General features: G+C 64.5%; 17 protein-coding genes. 11 read left to right on the plus strand and 6 right to left on the minus strand.

Annotated features, from left to right (window positions below; all coding sequences use genetic code 11):
- Nucleotides 1-106: 106 nt before the first annotated feature.
- The 5 genes from P0R31_RS35035 to P0R31_RS35055 all read left to right on the plus strand — a co-directional run bounded on the left by P0R31_RS35035 (nucleotide 107) and on the right by P0R31_RS35055 (nucleotide 4,457).
- On the plus strand, nucleotides 107-1,246 hold the full coding sequence (locus tag P0R31_RS35035; protein ID WP_275519337.1) for an epoxide hydrolase family protein: 1,140 nt from the start codon (nucleotides 107-109) through the stop codon (nucleotides 1,244-1,246).
- Nucleotides 1,247-1,454: 208 nt separating this feature from the next.
- The gene (locus tag P0R31_RS35040; protein ID WP_275519275.1) at nucleotides 1,455-3,065 is read left to right on the plus strand and encodes an acyl-CoA synthetase; all 1,611 of its coding nucleotides are present in this window, start codon (nucleotides 1,455-1,457) and stop codon (nucleotides 3,063-3,065) included.
- Nucleotides 3,066-3,091: 26 nt separating this feature from the next.
- Nucleotides 3,092-3,559 carry a MarR family winged helix-turn-helix transcriptional regulator gene (locus tag P0R31_RS35045; protein WP_275519277.1) on the plus strand — a complete coding sequence of 156 codons (468 nt, stop codon included), beginning with the start codon at nucleotides 3,092-3,094 and terminating at the stop codon, nucleotides 3,557-3,559.
- A 98-nt stretch (nucleotides 3,560-3,657) separates the two neighbouring features.
- Nucleotides 3,658-4,011: a nuclear transport factor 2 family protein gene (locus tag P0R31_RS35050; RefSeq protein ID WP_275519279.1), complete on the plus strand. Its 354-nt coding sequence runs from the start codon at nucleotides 3,658-3,660 to the stop codon at nucleotides 4,009-4,011.
- Nucleotides 4,012-4,013: 2 nt separating this feature from the next.
- On the plus strand, nucleotides 4,014-4,457 hold the full coding sequence (locus tag P0R31_RS35055) for a hypothetical protein (RefSeq protein ID WP_036030342.1): 444 nt from the start codon (nucleotides 4,014-4,016) through the stop codon (nucleotides 4,455-4,457).
- 1 nt (nucleotide 4,458) lies between these two features.
- Here the strand turns inward: P0R31_RS35055 and P0R31_RS35060 are convergent, their stop codons facing one another.
- On the minus strand, nucleotides 4,459-6,687 hold the full coding sequence (locus P0R31_RS35060; protein ID WP_275519281.1) for an ATP-binding protein: 2,229 nt from the start codon (nucleotides 6,685-6,687) through the stop codon (nucleotides 4,459-4,461).
- A 237-nt stretch (nucleotides 6,688-6,924) separates the two neighbouring features.
- On the opposite strand from P0R31_RS35060, the gene P0R31_RS35065 reads away from it, so the two are divergent.
- Nucleotides 6,925-7,695 carry a DUF2189 domain-containing protein gene (locus P0R31_RS35065; RefSeq protein WP_275519283.1) on the plus strand — a complete coding sequence of 257 codons (771 nt, stop codon included), beginning with the start codon at nucleotides 6,925-6,927 and terminating at the stop codon, nucleotides 7,693-7,695.
- A gap of 73 nt (nucleotides 7,696-7,768) precedes the next feature.
- On the opposite strand, the gene P0R31_RS35070 is transcribed toward P0R31_RS35065, so the two are convergent.
- Nucleotides 7,769-8,281: an SRPBCC family protein gene (locus P0R31_RS35070; RefSeq protein ID WP_036009564.1), complete on the minus strand. Its 513-nt coding sequence runs from the start codon at nucleotides 8,279-8,281 to the stop codon at nucleotides 7,769-7,771.
- A 24-nt stretch (nucleotides 8,282-8,305) separates the two neighbouring features.
- Nucleotides 8,306-8,620: an ArsR/SmtB family transcription factor gene (locus P0R31_RS35075; RefSeq protein ID WP_275519339.1), complete on the minus strand. Its 315-nt coding sequence runs from the start codon at nucleotides 8,618-8,620 to the stop codon at nucleotides 8,306-8,308.
- 121 nt (nucleotides 8,621-8,741) lie between these two features.
- Between P0R31_RS35075 and P0R31_RS35080 the strand changes: the two genes are divergently transcribed.
- The gene (locus tag P0R31_RS35080; protein ID WP_081494564.1) at nucleotides 8,742-9,362 is read left to right on the plus strand and encodes a LysE family translocator; all 621 of its coding nucleotides are present in this window, start codon (nucleotides 8,742-8,744) and stop codon (nucleotides 9,360-9,362) included.
- Between the two features lie 4 nt (nucleotides 9,363-9,366).
- Here P0R31_RS35080 and P0R31_RS35085 read toward each other — a convergent pair whose 3' ends face one another.
- The gene (locus tag P0R31_RS35085; protein ID WP_275519285.1) at nucleotides 9,367-10,170 is read right to left on the minus strand and encodes an N-formylglutamate amidohydrolase; all 804 of its coding nucleotides are present in this window, start codon (nucleotides 10,168-10,170) and stop codon (nucleotides 9,367-9,369) included.
- Nucleotides 10,171-10,246: 76 nt separating this feature from the next.
- Here P0R31_RS35085 and P0R31_RS35090 point away from each other — a divergent pair, with 76 nt between their 5' ends.
- Nucleotides 10,247-10,645, plus strand: a complete 399-nt coding sequence (locus P0R31_RS35090; protein WP_275519287.1) for a gamma-glutamylcyclotransferase family protein — start codon at nucleotides 10,247-10,249, stop codon at nucleotides 10,643-10,645.
- Here the strand turns inward: P0R31_RS35090 and P0R31_RS35095 are convergent.
- Nucleotides 10,642-11,205, minus strand: a complete 564-nt coding sequence (locus P0R31_RS35095; RefSeq protein ID WP_275519289.1) for a chlorite dismutase family protein — start codon at nucleotides 11,203-11,205, stop codon at nucleotides 10,642-10,644. The two genes, P0R31_RS35090 and P0R31_RS35095, sit on opposite strands and share 4 nt — an antisense overlap.
- A 263-nt stretch (nucleotides 11,206-11,468) precedes the next feature.
- Between P0R31_RS35095 and dnaG the strand changes: the two genes are divergently transcribed.
- The 3 genes from dnaG to P0R31_RS35110 all read left to right on the plus strand — a co-directional run bounded on the left by dnaG (nucleotide 11,469) and on the right by P0R31_RS35110 (nucleotide 17,571).
- Nucleotides 11,469-13,466: a DNA primase gene (gene dnaG, locus P0R31_RS35100; RefSeq protein WP_275519291.1), complete on the plus strand. Its 1,998-nt coding sequence runs from the start codon at nucleotides 11,469-11,471 to the stop codon at nucleotides 13,464-13,466.
- A gap of 378 nt (nucleotides 13,467-13,844) precedes the next feature.
- A complete protein-coding gene (gene rpoD / locus P0R31_RS35105) occupies nucleotides 13,845-15,980 on the plus strand; it encodes an RNA polymerase sigma factor RpoD (RefSeq protein ID WP_275502537.1) in 2,136 nt (711 codons plus the stop codon).
- A gap of 1,213 nt (nucleotides 15,981-17,193) precedes the next feature.
- Nucleotides 17,194-17,571 (plus strand): thiol-disulfide oxidoreductase DCC family protein, encoded by a 378-nt coding sequence (locus P0R31_RS35110; RefSeq protein WP_275519293.1) that lies wholly within the window; start codon nucleotides 17,194-17,196, stop codon nucleotides 17,569-17,571.
- A 19-nt stretch (nucleotides 17,572-17,590) separates the two neighbouring features.
- Here P0R31_RS35110 and P0R31_RS35115 read toward each other — a convergent pair whose 3' ends face one another.
- On the minus strand, nucleotides 17,591-17,827 hold the full coding sequence (locus P0R31_RS35115) for a hypothetical protein (RefSeq protein ID WP_025032150.1): 237 nt from the start codon (nucleotides 17,825-17,827) through the stop codon (nucleotides 17,591-17,593).
- Between the last annotated feature and the right edge of the window lie 444 nt (nucleotides 17,828-18,271).

Consider the following 18,271-nt stretch of genomic DNA (forward strand, 5'->3'; position numbering starts at 1 on the left):
CGAAGCGTCGAGCCCGGAATCCATCGCGCTGCTGAATCCGTTGCTCAATGGATTCCGGGTTCGCGCTACGCGCGCCCCGGAATGACAAGAAAAGAGGGGAGGCATGATGACTGGCGCCGTCAACCCATTTCGCATCGCCATCGGCGACGACATCCTCGCCGACCTGAAGTCGCGCCTTGCCCGCACGCGCTGGCCGGATGCCGAGCTGGTCGACGACTGGAGCCAGGGGGCGCCGCTGAAATGGATCCAGGAGATCTGCGTCTATTGGGCCAACGAGTATGACTGGCGCTCGCGCGAGACAAAGCTCAATCGCTTCGCGCAGTTCACCACCGAGATCGACGGGCTCGACATCCACTTCATTCATGCGCGCTCGAAGGAGCCTTCGGCGCTGCCATTGATCATCACCCATGGCTGGCCCGGCTCCATCGTCGAGTTCCAGAAGGTGATCGCGCCGCTCACCGATCCCGCCGCGCATGGCGGCGATCCCGCCGATGCCTTTCACGTGATCTGTCCCTCGCTGCCGGGTTTCGGCTTCTCGGGCAAGCCAAGGACCACGGGCTGGGGAGTCGATCGCATCGCCGCGACCTGGGCCAAGCTGATGGACCGCCTGGGCTACGCGCGTTATGGCGCGCAAGGCGGCGACTGGGGCTCGGCGGTGACGACCTCGCTCGGAGCGCAGGACCCCACTCATTGCGCCGGCATCCACATCACGCTCGCCTTCAACGCGGCACCGAAGGTCGAGGGCGAGCCGACGCCAGAGGAGAAGCGGGCGCTGGCCGGCCTCAAGCATTATGTCGATCTCGATTCCGGCTATTCCAAGCAGCAATCGACGCGGCCGCAGACGCTGGGCTATGGCCTGACGGATTCGCCGAGCGGGCAAGCGGCCTGGATCCTGGAAAAGTTCTGGGCCTGGACCGATTGCAATGGCCACCCCGAAAACATCTTCAACAAGGACGAGCTGCTCGACAACGTCATGCTCTATTGGGCGACGCAGACGGCGACCTCGTCGGCGCGGCTCTATTGGGAGAGCTTTGGCAAGCGCCGCACCACGCCGGTGGTGAAGGTGCCGACGGGCGTCGCGGTGTTTCCAAAGGAGATCATCACGCCGGTGCGGCGCTGGATGGAGCCGAACTTCCATGCCATCACGTATTGGAGCGAGATGGAGAAGGGCGGCCACTTCGCCGCCTTCGAGCAGCCGGAGCTGTTCGTGCAGGACGTCAGGAAGTTCTTCGCGACGGTGCGGTGATCCACCGCTGTCATTCCGGGGCGCCCGCAGGGCGAGCCCGGAATCCATCGGGCCGCAGCAAATGGGGTATGATGGATTCCGGGCTCGATGCTTCGCATCGCCCCGGAATGACGGAGAGATGGACTGTCTCGGCCGTCACGCCCGGGCTTGTCCCGGGCGTCCACGGCCTTAGACTGACCGCCAAGAAGAACGTGGAAACGCCAAGCCCATGCTCACCGAAGCCGCAAGCTACGACGAACTCGTCCGCAACTTCCGTTGGGATATCCCCGCGCGCTTCAACATCGCGGAAGCGTGCTGCGATCGCCATGCCGACGGCACCGGCCGGCTTGCGCTGATCTATGTCGACGACACCGGCGCCACCAGCCGCACCACCTTCGACGAGATCGCGGAGATGTCGCGCCGTTTCGCCAATGTGCTGAAGGCGGACGGGCTTGTCCGCGGCGACCGCGTCGCGGTGTTCCTGTCGCAGTCGCTGGAACTGCCGATCGTGCACATGGCGGCGTTTCGCTCCGGCCTGATCTCGATCCCGCTGTTCGCCCTGTTCGGCGAGGACGCGCTGGAATTCCGTCTGTCGAATTCGCAAGCCAAGGCGATCGTCACCGACGAAGCCGGCTGGGAAAAGCTGTCCAAGATCCGCGACCGCCTGCCGGAGCTGAGCAACGTCTACATCGTCGGCGCACGCGTGCCCGCCGGCACGACATCGTTCTGGGATGCGGTGAAGGCCGCTTCGCCCCACTTTACGCGCGCGGACACCTCGGCCGACGATCCCGCCCTGATCATCTACACATCGGGCACGACGGGTAACCCGAAGGGCGCGCTGCATGCGCATCGTGTCGTGCTCGGCCATCTGCCGAACGTGGAGATGTGCCACAACTTCTTGCCCAGGTCCGGCGATCTCATGTGGACGCCGGCGGATTGGGCCTGGATCGGCGGGCTCATCAACGGTCTGCTCGCGTTCTGGTACCACGGCATTCCCCTGGTCGGCCATCGCGCGCGGAAATTCGAGCCGCAAGCGGCGATGCAGATGATGGCCGATCTTGCCGTCCGCAACGTCTTCCTGCCGCCGACGGCGCTGAAGCTGATGCGGCAGGCCGGCGTCAAGCATTCCGGCGTCAAGCTGCGCAGCATCTTCACCGGCGGTGAATCGCTCGGGGGTGAATTGCTCGGCTGGGTGCGCGAGACGTTTGCTGTCGACGCGCATGAGGTGTTCGGCCAGACCGAGTGCAATCTCGTGATCGGCAGCAACGCGAACCTGTTTCCGATCCGCCCGGGTTCGATGGGCAAGGCAACGCCCGGCTTCGATGTCCGCATCGTCAACGACAAGGGCGAGGAATTGCCGCGGGGTCAGCGCGGCATCATCGGCGTGCGCCAGCCGTGCCCCGTCACCATGCTTGAATATTGGCGCAACAAGGAGGCGACCGCGAAGAAATATGCCGGCGACTTCCTGCTCACCGGCGATCTCGGCGTGCAGGACGAGGACGGCTATTTCTGGTACGTCAGCCGCGAGGACGACGTCATCACCACCGCCGGCTATCGCGTCGGGCCTTCCGAGATCGAGCACACGCTGATGAAACATCCGTCGGTGGCGATGGCTGCGGTGGTCGGCATTCCCGATCCGATCCGCACCGAATCGATCAAGGCCTGGATCGTGCTGCGTCCGGGCTTTACCGGCAGCGACGCGCTGGCGCGCGAGATCCAGGACTTCGTCAAGGTGCAGCTCGCCGCGCACGAATATCCGCGCTTCGTCGAATTCACGGAGACGCTGCCGATGACGGCGACGGGCAAGGTGCTGCGGCGCGAGCTGCGGGCCAAAGGCTGACTTCTTACAAGGGCTGGCTTCCGACCATGGCAAAGACGTCTCAAGCCGCGGGGCTTCACCGCGCCTCGCTTGCAAAGCTGCACGAGCTCGATACGGCGCTGGAGCTCATGTATTACGGCTGGCGCGGCATGACGCTTGAGGCCGACGCATATCTGGCCAAGCAGGGCCTGTCGCGTCCGCACCATCGCATCCTCTACGTCGTGGCGCGCCGGCCCGACATCGCCATCGGCGCGCTGATCGAAATCCTCGGCATTTCCAAGCAGGCCCTCAACCGGCCGCTCAATCTGCTGCTGGAGCGCAAGCTCCTGACCTCAAAGCGCGCGCCGGAGCAGCACCGCTCGAAATTGCTGCGCCTGACGGAAGCGGGACGGCGCATCGAGCGCCGGGCCTCGGATCACGAGCGCCAGGTCCTGCGCGAAGCGTTCGCGCGCGTCGGGGCGAGCGGTGCGGCGGGATGGATCGGCGTGATGGAGGCGATCGCCGACAACAACTGACCGAAATCTCAAGTCAACATAGTTGACATGAGGCGCGCGCTTTGCCACCTTCCTGGCCACAAGCCGAAGGGAGGATACGTGTCTTGAGCGGACAGGCAATGAACCGCGCGGCCGCCGCAAGCTTCGTCGCGGCATGGTGCGCGAACTGGTGCAAAGTGGACATCGACGCGGTCGTCGCCCATTTCGCCGACGATGCGCAGATGCGCAGCCCTCTCGCGCTCACCCTGACGGGGTCTCCGACCGTCACCGGCGCCGAGAACATCCGCGGCTACTGGCGGAAAGCCTACGGCCACATCGAAAGCGCCGACCTGAAGATCCTGGACTGGAGCTGGGACGAGACGATCGCGCGACTGACGGTGTGGTGGCAATTGGGCGATACGCGCGCCAGCGAATTCATGGACTTCGACGATGCGGGCCGTGTGGTGCGCAGCGAAGCCTTCTACGGGAAATGACCATGCGATTTTCGGATATTGTCCTGCTTCTCAACACGCTCTGGTTCGTGGGCGCGTTCATCCAGTTCAGCATCGCGCAAACCAACACGTTGAAGATCCTGCTGCCGCGGGAGGAGCGCAGCAATCCGATCGCGCCGACCCTTGCGGCGAGCGTCGCGTTCCTCGGCGGCATGAATCTGCCGATCGGGCTCTTGTCGCTCTATCTTCTGGCCGCCCGTCCGTCCTTTTTCCAGCCCGTCGAAGCGCAGCTCGCGCTGTTCCTGTTCTTTGCCGCCTGCCATTTCAGCCAGTTCGCCTACAACGTCCCGGTGCTGATGCGCGGCGGCCGCGTCGGGGTGGCCTATTGGCCGGTGTTGAAGGGCCCGATGCTCCGGATCTTCGTCATCGATGCGGCTCTGTTCGCAGCCAATCTTGCAGTGGCGCTGCAGCTCACGATCGCGTCCTGATCTAGCGCGGCGGCTCCGAGAGGGCCGCGCGCAGCATCGCGGCGAGCTCCTTGCGCCGGAACGGCTTGGTCAGAATGCGCGCGTCGATCCCGTCGGGTGTCTTGACCGGATCCTGACTGTAGCCGGAGGTGAAGAGCACCTTGAGGCCGGGCCGCAGTTGAACGGCCTGCCTTGCCAGCTCCGGACCGAACATGCCGCCCGGCATCACGACGTCGGTGAACAGCAGCTGGATGTCCCCGGACCGGCGCAGCACCTCGAGCGCCGCGGGTCCGTTCGACGTCGTGATGACGCGGTAGCCGAGCGCCTTCAGCTCGTTTTCGACATAGGCGCGCACCATGTCGTCGTCCTCGACGACGAGGATCGTCTCGTATCCCTCGGGTGCGGCGACACGCGCTGCCGGTGACGGCTCCTCGCTCGACGACGTCGCGAGGCGCGGAAAGAACAGCCTGACCACGCTGCCTTGACCCGGTTCGGACTGCATCTGCACCAGTCCGCCCGATTGCTGCGCAAACCCATAGACCATGCTGAGGCCAAGCCCGGTCCCCTTGCCGACCTCCTTGGTGGTGAAGAACGGCTCGAATGCGCGCTCCAACACCTCGCTGCTCATGCCGGACCCGGTATCCTTCACGGCCAGCATGACGTAGTCGCCGGGCCGCGGCTCGCCGTTGACGTCGAGGTCGGATTCACCGAGCGATGCGTTGCGCACCTCGACCGTCAGCTTGCCGCCGTCAGGCATCGCGTCGCGCGCGTTGAGAACGAGGTTGAGCACGGCCGTCGCCAATTGGCCGGGATCGACGCTGGCGAGCCAGAGATCCGGCGCGAACGTGAAGCTGGATTCGATGTGCTCCCCCAGGGTCCGCTGCAGAAGCTGCTTCATGCCGGTCACCTGCTCGGCGATGTCGATCTCGCGCGGCCGCAGCGGCTGCTTGCGCGCGAAGGCGAGCAGGCTCCGCGTCAGGTCGGAACCGCGCTCGGCGGCGGTCGCAATGTCGTCGGCGATCCGGTGCAATTCCTCGTTGCCCGCAAGCCTGTCGGCGAGGTGCTCGGAATTGCCGAGAATGACGGTCAGGAGATTGTTGAAATCGTGCGCCACGCCGCCCGTGAGCTGGCCCATGGCTTCCATCTTCTGCGACTGGCTGAGCTTGTGGCTGAGATCGGCGATGGCGGCGCGCTGCTGCTCGAGCGATTCGGCCGTGCTGTTGAGCAGCGTCATCAACCCGCCGAGCTCGCCCCCCGGGTGGGGCTCCGGAATGCGCGCGCTGAGATCGCCGCGCCCCAGGCTCTTCGCCATGGCGGCGAGCCGCCCGACTTGCCGTCCGATGCTCACGGTCGTGAGGATCCAGAGGCCGGCGAGGAGCAGCAGCGAGGCCACCGCCAGGATCGCCATGTCCTCGTAAAGCCGGCGGTTCGCGGCCGCAATCAGTCCGTCCTTGGACCGCCCCACCAAAATATAGAGTCCGGCCTTGCGGATCGCGGGCGAGCGGGCAACGCCCCAGATCTGCGTACGGCCTTCTCGATCGGCGATCTCCCGGAATGGTTCGCCGTCGGGGTCTGCCGCGAAACGGAACAGGTCGGAGCCCGCAATGGAGCCGCCGATGGGTACGCTCCAGCCGCCGCGCTTGGGGGCGGCCAGGACCGTGCCCTTGGCGTCGACGAGCAGGATGTCCTTCTCGGCGAGCAGCCGCTTGTCGTGAAACTCCGCGAATTTGTTCAGGTTGAAGGATGCCAGCAGCACGAATTTCAGCGCGCCTGTATCCGATCGCACCGGATAGGCGATCTGCAGCACCGACAGTCCGGTGAGGCGGCCGAACACCGGTTCCACCGCGACGAGGCCGTGAAGAGTCTTGACCTCTTTGAAATAGCTGCGGTCGTTCAGGTCGAGCGTGCGGTTGGTCTGCAGCGAGTCGCAGAACAGCCTGCCGTCGGGATCGATGGTCAGGATACCCGTGAACTGCGGATATTCCTCGCGGACATCCGACAGAAACGCCGAGCATGCCGCCTTGTCGCGCGTGTCGAGGTCGCGGGCACGGGCGAGCCCGTAATGAAGCTGGGCAGTCCCCTGGATCTTCTCGCCGAGATCGCTGGCGATGTCGTCGGCGGATGCGGCGAGATTGGCCAGCGCCGCGTCGATCTCGCTCGTCCGGTTCTGCACGAAGCGCAGCCCGACCAGAATCGCCGGCACGAGCATGGCCGCGATGACGAGGATAAGTAACCGGGTACGCAGGCTCATCGGTGGGCGATCGGCTCTCGGGCGACGGTATTCGGAGGTGCAATTTGCGGCACGATCATCTGCCCCGTCCATAGCGGTCGGTGCAAAATCGCGCGAAAGGCTAACGATTCGCCGTGCGAGCATCGTGCTTCGCTGCTACCCTTCGCGCCGGCCGGCATGAAGTTGCGCCGCCGCGCGGCGGCGCTAATATCGCGGCATGCGCGCGACGAAGATCGCGCCGATGTGCGGAGGAAGCTGATGTCCATCTCGGGCAAGGTCGATCCGGTGGTGCGTCCGGTGGCGGCGGTCGACATCGCCGAGGCGCTGGTCGAGGGGCTGCGCGATTTCCAGGCGCTGCCGCTCTACGGTCTCTGCTTCGGCGCGCTCTATGCCGCCGGCGGCATTGTCATCATGCTCTGTCTCACCGCCTTCGGCATGGTCTACCTGGTCTATCCCCTCGCTGCCGGTTTTGCGCTGATCGGACCATTCGTTGCGATCGGCCTCTACGAAGTCAGCCGGCGCCGTGAGCGCGGCGAGCCGGTCTCGTTCGCTGCGATCTGGTCCGCGATCCGCTCGCGCAGCGAGATCGGCTGGATGGCCTTCGTGACATTGTTCGTGTTCGTGGTCTGGATGTACCAGGTGCGGCTCCTGATCGCGCTGCTGCTCGGCCTCAACGCCTCGTTCTCGAGCTTGCAGGAGTTCATGACGGTGGTGCTGACGACCAGCGAGGGCCTGTTGTTCCTGGCCATCGGCAATGCGGTCGGGGCCGCGCTGTCGCTGATCCTGTTCTCGCTGACCGTGGTGTCGTTCCCGCTGCTGCTCGATCGCGAGGTCGATTTCGTCACGGCCATGGTGACGAGCGTGCGCGCGGTGGTGACGAGCCCGCTGCCGATGATCTCGTGGGCCGCCGTGATCGTGATGCTGCTGGTCGTCTCGGCGCTGCCCTATTTTCTCGGGCTCGTGGTCACGCTGCCGGTGCTCGGGCATGCGACCTGGCATCTGTACCGGCGGCTGGTGGCGCCGGTGTAGGTCGTCGCCCCCGCGAAGGCTTATTATGGGTCCCGGGCTCGCGCTTCGCGCGCCCCGGGACGACAGCGGTCGCCTACGGCACCTTGATCCCCATCGCCTTCAGCGCCTCCAGCAACCGCACCGGCGGGGACATCTCGATATGCGGCGCCTTGCCGGTCTCCAGCAGGCTCTTCAATCCGGAGAGGATCGCGGGCCAGCCGGTGCGGCCGCCGGAAAGGATGTCGTCGCTGAGCTCGCGGTCGTGGCGTTGGCTCAGGGTGAGGCGGACGGCTTCGCCGGCCTGCTCGATCTCGTAGGTGACGATGGTGGTGCCGAGCTTTTCCACGAGGTCGGGCCAATTGACGTTCCAGCTCACCGTGAGCCTCCTCGGCGGATCGTATTCGAACACTTCGCCGCGGATGTGCTCGGAGCCGTCGGGCGCGTGCACGACGAAGCTGCCGCCGAGCTTCGGCTCCATCTCAACCGCAAAGCCGGAAAAATATTTGCGGCTGAACTCGGCGGACGTCAGCGCCTCCCACACCTTCTCCGGCGTCGAGGCAATGTAGATGGTGTAGACGGTGAGAGGCTTGAACTGGTCGAGGTTCATCGTGCATCGATCCTTTGAGCGAACTTACTCATCGCGTTTCTCCAACTGGCGCTTCAGCTCGCTGAGCGCGGCGAGCTTGCCCCGCTCGAACTTCCTGATCCAGCGTTCACCGATCTGATGGATCGGCACCGGGTTGAGATAATGCAGCTTCTCGCGGCCCTGCCTGATGGTCGTCACCAGGTTGGCCTCTTCCAGAATGACGAGGTGTTTCGTGACGGCCTGCCGCGTCATGGCGAGGCCCTCGCAAAGTTCGTTCAATGTCTGGCCGTTCCTGGCGTGAAGCCTGTCGAGCAGCGAACGTCGCGAGCCGTCCGCGAGCGCCTTGAAGACCTCATCCATGGCGGCGATAATAGGCAACTAAATGGTTGCATGTCAAGCGGCGTGGAGCGACTGACGCGTCTTCCGTTCCAGCCCTCGTCATGCATTAATGCGGCGAAACCGCCTTCAGCGAGTCCCTCCCATGATGTCCATGCAAGCCTACCTCGCCTTCGTCGCCGCCTGCATTGCGCTGGCGCTGTTGCCGGGGCCGATCGTCACCCTTGTCATCGCCAATGGCCTGCGCCACGGCACGCGTGCGGCGCTCATCAACGTGGCCGGCGCGCAGGCCGGGCTTGCCATCGTCATCGGCATCGTCGCGATCGGCCTGACCTCGCTGATGGCGACCATGGGCTATTGGTTCGACTGGGTGCGCTTTGCCGGCGCCGCTTATCTCATCTGGCTCGGCATCAAGCTGATCTGGGAGCCGGTCGAAGGCGTCGATGTCGACGCGCCGCCTCCGCCGCCCCGCGGCGGCTTCTTCCTGCAGGGATTCCTGGTGCTGCTGTCGAACCCCAAGGTGCTGGTGTTCTTCGGCGCTTTCATCCCGCAGTTCATGGACATGAGCCAGCCGCATTTCCCGCAGGTCGCGCTGCTGGGCGCCACCTTCATGGTGACGGCGGTGATGACCGATGCGCTCTACGCCATCGCCGCCGGCCGTGCGCGAAAATTCTTCTCGGCGCGGCGCACGCGGATGGTGTCGCGCATCTCCGGCGGCTTCATGATCGGCGGCGGCATCTGGCTGGCGCTGACGCGGGCGAAGTGACCGCTTAACTCATTCCCTGCTCGCGCAGCGTTGCCTCGATCTGGCGCAGGATCCGCGCCAGCCGCTCGGCCCATTGCTGCTGGCCGTCCTCGTCGGCGATCAGGTCCTGGCGGATCTCGATGCCAGTGTTGACGAGGCCGCGCGCCTCGCCGTGGACGGGGATGGTGTAGTCGGTGATGTCGCTCACCGCATAAGGCTGGTTGTCGCCGACGACGAGCGCGCTCTCCTTCCGCAAATGCTGCTGCATCAGCCGCGGCAGCACGGTGTCGCGGCGATAGAGCGTGCCGATGTGCCAGGGCCGCGGCTCGCCGTAAAAGACCGGCGTGAAGCTGTGCAGCGCCACCAGCACTGTCGGCCTGCCCGCCTTGATGCGCGCATCGATCGCCGCGCCAATCCGGCGGTGATAGGGATCGAAGATCTCGCGCCGGCGCATCTCCTTGGCCGCGGCCGACAGATCCTCATTGCCGGGGATGGCGGTCGCCTCGGAGATCACGGGAATCGAGCTTGCGACGCCGGGCGGGCGGTTGCAGTCAATCACCAGGCGCGAATAACGCTGCGCGATCAGATGCGCATCGAGCAGCGTGGCGAGCCGCTCGGCGACGCCGGCGATGCCGATGTCCCAGGCGATGTGCCTGACGAGATCACTGTCCGCGACGCCGAGATCGCCGAGCGCGCGCGGCATCACCCGTCCGTAATGGTCCGCGGTGAGCAGGAACGGCGATGTCCCTGCCGTATTCACCTCATGCACGGGCGGAATGTCACCCTCGCCGAGCAATTGATCGGTTGCGTCGGCTATATCCAAAGCCATCCTGATTTGCCTATGGAATGACAAACTGTGTAAACGGAGTAGCGGTATCGCACCGATGCCGCAACGTTGGAACAGCATGAGCTCCGATCGACTCTTCGTTTACGGCACCCTGATGCGCGGCTTCGACCACCCGATGGCGCGGCTGCTCGCGGGCCATGCGGAATTTATCAGTGAAGCCACCTGCCGCGGCCGGCTCGTTCTGGTGGAGCACTATCCGGGATTGCTGCTCTCCGAGGCGCCGACCGACATCGTCCATGGCGAGCTGTTTCACCTGCGTGTGCCGGACGAGCTCCTGCGCGAACTCGACATGTACGAGGCCTGCGGCGAGGGCTTTCCGGAGCCGACCGAATATCTGCGGCAGATGATCGGGGTGACGTTGCCCGACGGCACCACCGGGAAGGCCTGGACCTACGTCTACAACTGGCCGGTCACCGATCGGCCGCGCATCGAGTCCGGGCGCTTCCTCGATCGCTAAGCCGACAGCACTTCCTTCACCACGCGCACGTCGACCTCGCGCTCAACATAGCTCCACTCCTCGGTCCGCCGCAGCATCGCCACCAGCTCCTCGAACAGCGAAGCGTTGGCGGGGGCGAATTCGAACCAGGTCAGGAAGTCGAACGGGCCGCCGAGATCGCGGCAATGATAGAGCTGGCGCGCGATCGCGGGCAGAAAGCGCAAGCTGCTGGCAATGTGGTGCGACTTGTCCTCAAAGATCTTGCGGCGTTCTTCCTGGGTCAGCTCCCACCAGGCCTGCGACTTGCGGATCGGGATCAGTGCCGCGCTGGTGGCCTCCAGCCGGCCGAGGCCGGCCTGTACGGCGACGAGCTGCTGCTTCTCAGGCCTTTCGGTGTAGCGCAGGCTGCTGGCAACCCCGACCAGCCGCCAGGCACTGCGCGAGGGCACCAGCGGCAACGAGACGGCCTCGCTGTCGGTCACCGACAGCGCCGGCACGAAGGGCAGGGGCTCGCCCGTCACATGCGAGAGCGAGGTCACCCGCCAACCCCCGGTCTGGCCGCCCCGAAAGGTCCTGAACATGGCGGTATGGAAGCGTGGAACCGGGCGCGGTTCAAGCTTTCTGTCATTCCGGGGCGCGCGAAGCGCGAGCCCGGAATCCATTTCTCCCCGCATTCCGGCGGCGCAATGGATTCCGGGCTCGCCCCTTGCGGGGGCGCCCCGGAATGACGGCCCTGTGCATAGGTCGAATAAGCCGGATAAGCCCGACAAACCTGGCCTTTGACCGGGCCGTCCCTATATCCCTGATCCTTCGCCCGACTCAAACGCTCGGCTAAACTCGCCCCATGCGCTTCACGCCCCAGTTCCTCGACGAGCTTCGTGCCCGGCTTTCGGTCTCCGAGGTCGTGGGCAAGCGCGTCAAGCTGAAGAAGGCCGGGCGCGAGTGGAAGGGGCTGTCGCCCTTCCAGCAGGAGAAGACGCCGTCCTTCTACGTCAACGACCAGAAGGGGTTCTATCACGACTTCTCCTCGGGCAAGCACGGCGACATCATCACCTTCGTGATGGAGACCGACGGCCTGCCGTTCGCGGAAGCCGTGGAGCGGCTCGCCAACATGGCGGGTCTGCCGCTGCCGGCGGTGACGCCCAATGCGGCGCGCGAGGAGCAGCGACGGCGCTCGCTCTATGACGTGATGGATCTCGCGGCGAAATTCTTCGCCGAGACGCTGGCCTCGCGCGTCGGCGCGAAAGCGCGCGGCTATCTCGCCGACCGCGCCATTTCGCCGGCGACGCAATTGCAGTTCCGCCTCGGCTATGCCCCGCCCGATCGCTTCGCGCTGAAGGAGCATCTCGGCAAGCTCGGTGTTTCCGTCGAGGACATGGTCGAGACCGGCCTGTTGATCGGCGGCGACGACATTCCCGTCCCCTATGATCGCTTCCGCGATCGCGTGATGTTTCCGATCACGGATCTGCGCGGCCGCGTCATCGCCTTCGGCGGGCGTGCGCTGGAGAAGGACGTCCCGGCCAAATACCTGAACTCGCCGGAGACGCCGCTCTTCCACAAGGGCGACAATCTCTACAATCATCAGACCGCGCGCAAAGCCACCCATGACGGCAGCCCGCTGGTCGTGGTGGAAGGCTATGTCGACGTCATCGCCATGGTCACCGCGGGCTTTGCCGGCAGCGTCGCGCCGCTCGGCACCGCGCTCACCGAGAGCCAGCTCGCTTTGCTATGGAAGATGGCGGACGAGCCGATCCTCTGCTTCGACGGCGACCGCGCCGGGCAGAAGGCGGCGTATCGTGCTGCGGACCTTGCCTTGCCATTCCTCGCACCCGGCAAGAGTCTTCGCTTTGCACTGCTGCCGGAAGGGCAGGACCCCGACGATCTCGTGCGCTCGGGCGGGCGCGGCGCGATCGAGGAGGTGATCGGCGCCGCCCGTCCGCTCGCCGACATGATCTGGTCGCGCGAGCTCGAGGGCGGCAATTTCGCCACGCCCGAGCGGCGTGCCGCGCTCGAAGCGCGCATCAAGGAGCTCACCAACGGCATCCGCGACGAGGTGGTGCGGCGCTATTATCGCGACGACTTCGTCGAGCGGCTGCAGCGCACCTTCGCGCCCGAAGGCGGGCGCGGCTTTGGCGGCCGGGGCAATTTCCGCCCCGGTGGCGGCCGGCCGTTCCAGCCGCGGGGCGGGGCGAATCGATTCGGTGGCCAAGGGTTCGGCGGCCGCCGCGGCGCGCCGGGTTCCATCCCGCTGCCGTCCGGCCCCTACCAGGCGGCGAGCCCGCAGCTGGCGGCAAGCCCGATCCTGCGGGGCCAGCGCAGCGCCATCTCCCGCCGGGAGGCCCTGATCCTGCAATGCCTGATCAACCACCCCTGGCTGCTGCACGAGCATTTGGAGGAGGTCGCCGCCCTGGAGCTGGCCCATCCGGAGGCCCACAAGCTCCGGGCCGGCATCATCGCCGCCTTCGCCAACGACCATCACCACTCGCCGGACCCCGGCGAGCAGGCCGAAAAGATGCGCGGCGACCTCGCAAAGGGCGGATTTTCTCAAACTCTTCAAAGGGTTGAGAATGTCATCACGACCCAGGCGGTGTGGGCCGCCCGCGAGGGCGCGGCGCGGGATGACGTTCTTGCCACCTGGCACCAGCTGGTTGCCTTGCATCGGCAATGGCATTCACTACTTAGAGAGCTGAAAGACGCCGAGCTGGCCTTGGGGGAGGATCCCAGCGAGGCCAATTTGGCGTGGCTGCGTGACGTCAAGGCTCGGATAGGGGAAGTCGACGGTACCGAGGCCCTGATCGAGGGTTTTGGCGAGCTGTCGGGCCGGCTCCAGAAGAGCATGTGATGAAAGAATCATGCGGACGGCCGGGCTAGGTACCGCTAAAAGACTCGCCAAATCCTGGGTTTGGCGGCAAAAACAGGGTTAATCGAGGCTTAACGGTCTTGTAGCACTTTGGCCCAGAGGCGGCCGCAGGCATAACAGACGCGTCAGGAATGAATCCGCGCAATCGCTGTTGGCACTACACCTGCATCCGCCGCGACAAAGAGGCTGACGAAGCGTTAGGCAATTCCGGCGAGAGAGAGTTGGGGGTGGCGAGAGGTTTGTGCGCCGCCCTTTCCGTGTCGAGAGCTGCCGAAGCGAGAGCGTCGAGCAACAGGTTCATGTGAATTCAAGCGAAGGCGCGGGCATGCGTCTCGCATGAAGCGCGTTTAGGAGCAATGGATGGCCACCAAGGCAAAGACGCTGCAGGCGAAGGACAAGGAAAAAGACGACAAGGCAGCGGATGCGCCGGAGAAGGATTCCCAGGACGCGCCCTCGCCCTTGCTCGACCTGTCCGACGCCGCCGTGAAGAAGATGATCAAGCAGGCCAAGAAGCGCGGCTTCGTGACCTTCGATCAGCTCAACGAAGTCTTGCCGTCCGACCAGACCTCGCCCGAACAGATCGAGGACATCATGTCGATGCTCTCGGACATGGGCATCAACGTCACCGAAGCCGACGACACCGAAGGCGAAGAGGAGAAGGACGAGGGCGACGACGAGACCGATAACGAGCTCGTCGAGGTCACCCAGAAGGCCGTCACCGAGGTCAAGAAGAGCGAGCCGGGCGAGCGCACCGACGATCCCGTGCGCATGTATCTGCGCGAGATGGGCACGGTCGAGCTGCTCTCCCGCGAAGGCGAAATCGCGATCGCCAAGCGCATCGAGGCCGGCCGCGAGGCGATGATCGCGGGCCTCTGCGAAAGCCCGCTGACGTTCCAGGCCATCATCATCTGGCGCGACGAGCTCAACGAGGGCAAGATCTTCCTCCGTGACATCATCGATCTCGAAGCCACCTATGCCGGCCCGGACGCCAAGGGCGGCATGAACGCTGCGATGATCGCAGGTCCCAATGGCGAGAACGGCGAAGCGCCCGCCGAGGGCGGCGAAGCCACCGCGTCTGCAGCCGCGCCCGCGCATGTCGCGCCGCCCGCGGCGCCGCCGTCGCCGACCCCGTTCCGCGCCGCGCCTGCGGCCGCCCCCGAGGGCGAGGAGAAGGATCCGGGCGAGGCTGCGGCCGAATCCGATATGGACGACGACGAGTTCGAGAACCAGATGTCGCTCGCGGCGATCGAGGCCGAGCTCAAGCCGAAGGTGGTCGAGATCTTCGACCGCATCGCCGACAGCTACAAGAAGCTGCGCAAGCTTCAGGAGCAGGACATCCAGAACCAGCTCCAGAACGAGTCGCTCTCGCCGCACCAGGAGCGCAAGTACAAGAAGCTGAAGGACGAGATCATCGTCGAGGTGAAGTCGCTGCGCCTCAACCAGGCGCGTATCGATTCGCTCGTCGAGCAGCTCTACGACATCAACAAGCGCCTCGTCTCGCATGAGGGCCGCCTGATGCGCCTTGCCGACAGCCACGGCGTCGCGCGCGAGGATTTTCTGCGCAACTACACCGGCTCGGAGCTCGACCCGCGCTGGCTCAACCGCGTCTCGAAGCTGTCGGCCAAAGGCTGGAAGAACTTCGTCCACCATGAGAAGGACCGCATCAAGGACCTCCGTCACGAGGTGCATCAGCTCGCCGCGCTGACCGGCCTCGAGATCGTCGAGTTCCGCAAGATCGTGCACTCCGTGCAGAAGGGCGAGCGCGAGGCCCGCCAGGCCAAGAAGGAGATGGTGGAAGCCAACCTCCGCCTCGTGATCTCGATTGCGAAAAAGTACACCAACCGCGGCCTGCAGTTCCTCGACCTGATCCAGGAAGGCAACATCGGCCTGATGAAGGCGGTCGACAAGTTCGAGTACCGCCGCGGCTACAAGTTCTCGACCTACGCCACGTGGTGGATCCGGCAGGCGATCACGCGCTCGATCGCCGACCAGGCCCGCACCATCCGCATCCCCGTGCACATGATCGAGACGATCAACAAGATCGTGCGCACCTCCCGCCAGATGCTCAACGAGATCGGCCGCGAGCCGACCCCGGAAGAGCTCGCCGAAAAGCTCGGCATGCCCCTGGAGAAGGTCCGCAAGGTCCTCAAGATCGCCAAGGAGCCGCTGTCGCTGGAGACCCCGGTCGGTGACGAAGAGGATTCACATCTCGGCGATTTCATCGAGGACAAGAACGCGATCCTGCCCATCGACGCCGCGATCCAGTCCAACCTGCGCGAGACCACGACGCGCGTGCTGGCGTCCCTGACCCCGCGCGAAGAGCGCGTGCTCCGCATGCGCTTCGGCATCGGCATGAACACCGACCACACGCTGGAAGAGGTGGGGCAACAGTTCTCGGTGACGCGCGAGCGTATCAGGCAGATCGAAGCGAAGGCGCTAAGGAAGCTGAAGCATCCGTCGAGGTCGCGGAAGCTGCGGAGCTTCTTGGATAATTGATCCGATATCAATCAGAACGAAAACGGCGGGCCAACAGCCCGCCGTTTTTCTTTGACCCGGCTCTCGCCCCGTCATTGCGAGGAGCGCTTGCGACGAAGCAATCCAGGCTGCAGTTTGTACTCACCAGGCGATTGCCCGACCCATGTCCGCTTCTATTCCTACAGCAGCAAAAGAGCGGACGGTGCCCGACTTCCGAGATGGGCCCACCAGCAGACTTAAACGGTCTGCAAACCTTGTTCCTGGCGAGGCGCGAACATAGGCGACGTTGTGTTACCATGGTGAGCATGTTTCGCTTCAGAATCCCTCCCACCGTTCTGCTCGTCCTTATTGTCGGGGGAGCGTCCTGCATTTTCGTGTTTTTCGGCCTCCATCTACTGATCGCGCTGATTGCGTTGAACCTGGCTTGCCGGCTGTTGGCCCCGATCGCGAGGCGGCGCGGATGGGGCGCTGAAGGGCGGCTCACGAGATATCTCAGTCGTCCCCGGATCGAAGACGAAAGCCGCAGAGCCATTAGGCGCGAGAGCGTACGTACCCTGAAGGAAGAGGGATGACTGTTTCGGAGGAAGTCCGGGTTTGGCGGCTTCGAGTGCGCTGCTTTACGGTTGCTGGAGCTGTATGCCTCGCCTTGATTTTCTCACTGAAGATTCTCGATTCAACCGAGTTCGCGAAAATCTTCATGGGTCCCTTTATTCTGCTTCTCATCTTCCTTTGGCTGTGCGGGCTATATTGCACCTACCGGTATTGGAAAGATTTTAGAGAAGATGAAATACGGCGCGGCGGATCAGCGGAAACCGCTCGCGCAAAATGGCATAAACTGCACCCGCCCCCTGGCTAGATGCTGGTGGGCCGCTTTGGGTCAAAATGCGAAGAACTCAAGTTGGCAAATCAGGTCTGCTCTGCCCATCCTACAGACGCATCTCTGGATTGCTTCGCTGCGCTCGCAATGACGGGGATGGGGCCGAAGCCTACTTCTTCTTCGTGCTACCCTTTGAATCCGCTCGATCTGCAGGCGCCGGCCTCCCGCTCTTTTCCGCGACTCGCGATCCTGCTCCCCAATGAAGCTGCGCGCGGGCTCGTCGCCGTCGAAGCTGCCGCGCAATTCGGCGGGCCTGGGTCGGATTGCCCTTCCTTGTGGCCTTGTAACGCCATCTTCAGCCATAGGTGCTTATCCGGCTTTCTCTCGGACTATTCTTCCGACGAGAAATGCGCATCGATGCCACCCCACCTCACCGTCTACTACAACACCCGCTGCCCCGTCTGCGACGCCGGCACCGACTGGCAACGCAACAAGCTGCTCGCGCTGGTGCGTGCGGGCACGGTCGAGTTCAGGGACATCAACGAGCAGCCGGACGCGCTGGCGCACTTCGGCGCCTCGCTCGACGACATCAGGCGCCGACTTCATGCGACCGATGAGGCCGGCCGGCTCATCGTCGGTGCGGATGTCGCGATTGCGCTCTGGCGGCTGACGCCGGAGCAGGGGTGGCTTGCGACGCTGTTCGGCAATCGCGTGGCGCTGCCGGTCACGCGGTTTGTCTACGACCGGTTTGCCGATCTGCTGTTTGCCTGGAATGGATGGAGCGGGCGCTGGTGAGCGCCTGCCTGTGCCGCTCCTACTTCTTCTTCGCCCCCACCCGCTCGATCCGCTTGATCTCCAGCGCCGGCTTGCCGCTCTTTTCCGCGATCTCGCGGTCCTGCTCCATGATGAAGCCGCGGGCGGGTTCGTCGCCGTCGAGGCCGCCGAGCAGCTCGGCCGGCACGCGGCGGTTGGAGCGTTGGGAATCGTCTTCGTAGACGACGTTGAAGAAGGCGAATTCGCCTTTGGGGTTGGTTCCGGGTTTCTTGGCCATGGGCGGCTTGTCCACGATCAGGACGCCGCAGTCAAATGACTTTCGGGACCGTTGCCAGGCCCTTCAATAAACGGCGGGCCGTAAGCCCGCCGTTTATCGCTTCAGCGTCGCCCGGGGCTGGCAGGGGCGACAACCTGAGATAGAAGGCTATCGCTTGCGCTCTGCGATGGCAAGGCAAATCGTCGCGCGACGATGTCGCAGCCGGCGCATCAGCTATGCAGCTGATGGTCCTCGCGAGGTCCCGCAATTTCGAAAATCAGATGCTTCGGATCGTCGAAGTACTTTGTTCATCTTGCTCGCTCTCGCGACGCAGCGAGCGCGCGGTCGTCCACGTCTGGAGTCTTGCGATGTTGCCACTATAGCACTGTTTTGCCCGACGGTCAATGTTGTTTCGGAAAAATAGCAGAGGCGAATCGCCACCCGCTTGACGTCTACTGTGCATGG

Origin of the sequence: Bradyrhizobium yuanmingense (assembly GCF_029167105.1) — a bacterium.
Lineage (GTDB): Bacteria > Pseudomonadota > Alphaproteobacteria > Rhizobiales > Xanthobacteraceae > Bradyrhizobium > Bradyrhizobium yuanmingense_A.

Bases quoted from the DNA above. Each gene is read 5' to 3' on its own strand.
- P0R31_RS35035 (WP_275519337.1), top strand. From the start codon at position 107: ATGACTGGCGCCGTCAACCCATTTCGCATCGCCATCGGCGACGACATC.
- P0R31_RS35040 (WP_275519275.1), top strand. From the start codon at position 1,455: ATGCTCACCGAAGCCGCAAGCTACGACGAACTCGTCCGCAACTTCCGT.
- P0R31_RS35045 (WP_275519277.1), top strand. From the start codon at position 3,092: ATGGCAAAGACGTCTCAAGCCGCGGGGCTTCACCGCGCCTCGCTTGCA.
- P0R31_RS35050 (WP_275519279.1), top strand. From the start codon at position 3,658: ATGAACCGCGCGGCCGCCGCAAGCTTCGTCGCGGCATGGTGCGCGAAC.
- P0R31_RS35055 (WP_036030342.1), top strand. From the start codon at position 4,014: ATGCGATTTTCGGATATTGTCCTGCTTCTCAACACGCTCTGGTTCGTG.
- P0R31_RS35060 (WP_275519281.1), bottom strand. From the start codon at position 6,687: ATGAGCCTGCGTACCCGGTTACTTATCCTCGTCATCGCGGCCATGCTC.
- P0R31_RS35065 (WP_275519283.1), top strand. From the start codon at position 6,925: ATGTCCATCTCGGGCAAGGTCGATCCGGTGGTGCGTCCGGTGGCGGCG.
- P0R31_RS35070 (WP_036009564.1), bottom strand. From the start codon at position 8,281: ATGAACCTCGACCAGTTCAAGCCTCTCACCGTCTACACCATCTACATT.
- P0R31_RS35075 (WP_275519339.1), bottom strand. From the start codon at position 8,620: ATGGATGAGGTCTTCAAGGCGCTCGCGGACGGCTCGCGACGTTCGCTG.
- P0R31_RS35080 (WP_081494564.1), top strand. From the start codon at position 8,742: ATGATGTCCATGCAAGCCTACCTCGCCTTCGTCGCCGCCTGCATTGCG.
- P0R31_RS35085 (WP_275519285.1), bottom strand. From the start codon at position 10,170: ATGGCTTTGGATATAGCCGACGCAACCGATCAATTGCTCGGCGAGGGT.
- P0R31_RS35090 (WP_275519287.1), top strand. From the start codon at position 10,247: ATGAGCTCCGATCGACTCTTCGTTTACGGCACCCTGATGCGCGGCTTC.
- P0R31_RS35095 (WP_275519289.1), bottom strand. From the start codon at position 11,205: ATGTTCAGGACCTTTCGGGGCGGCCAGACCGGGGGTTGGCGGGTGACC.
- dnaG (WP_275519291.1), top strand. From the start codon at position 11,469: ATGCGCTTCACGCCCCAGTTCCTCGACGAGCTTCGTGCCCGGCTTTCG.
- rpoD (WP_275502537.1), top strand. From the start codon at position 13,845: ATGGCCACCAAGGCAAAGACGCTGCAGGCGAAGGACAAGGAAAAAGAC.
- P0R31_RS35110 (WP_275519293.1), top strand. From the start codon at position 17,194: ATGCCACCCCACCTCACCGTCTACTACAACACCCGCTGCCCCGTCTGC.
- P0R31_RS35115 (WP_025032150.1), bottom strand. From the start codon at position 17,827: ATGGCCAAGAAACCCGGAACCAACCCCAAAGGCGAATTCGCCTTCTTC.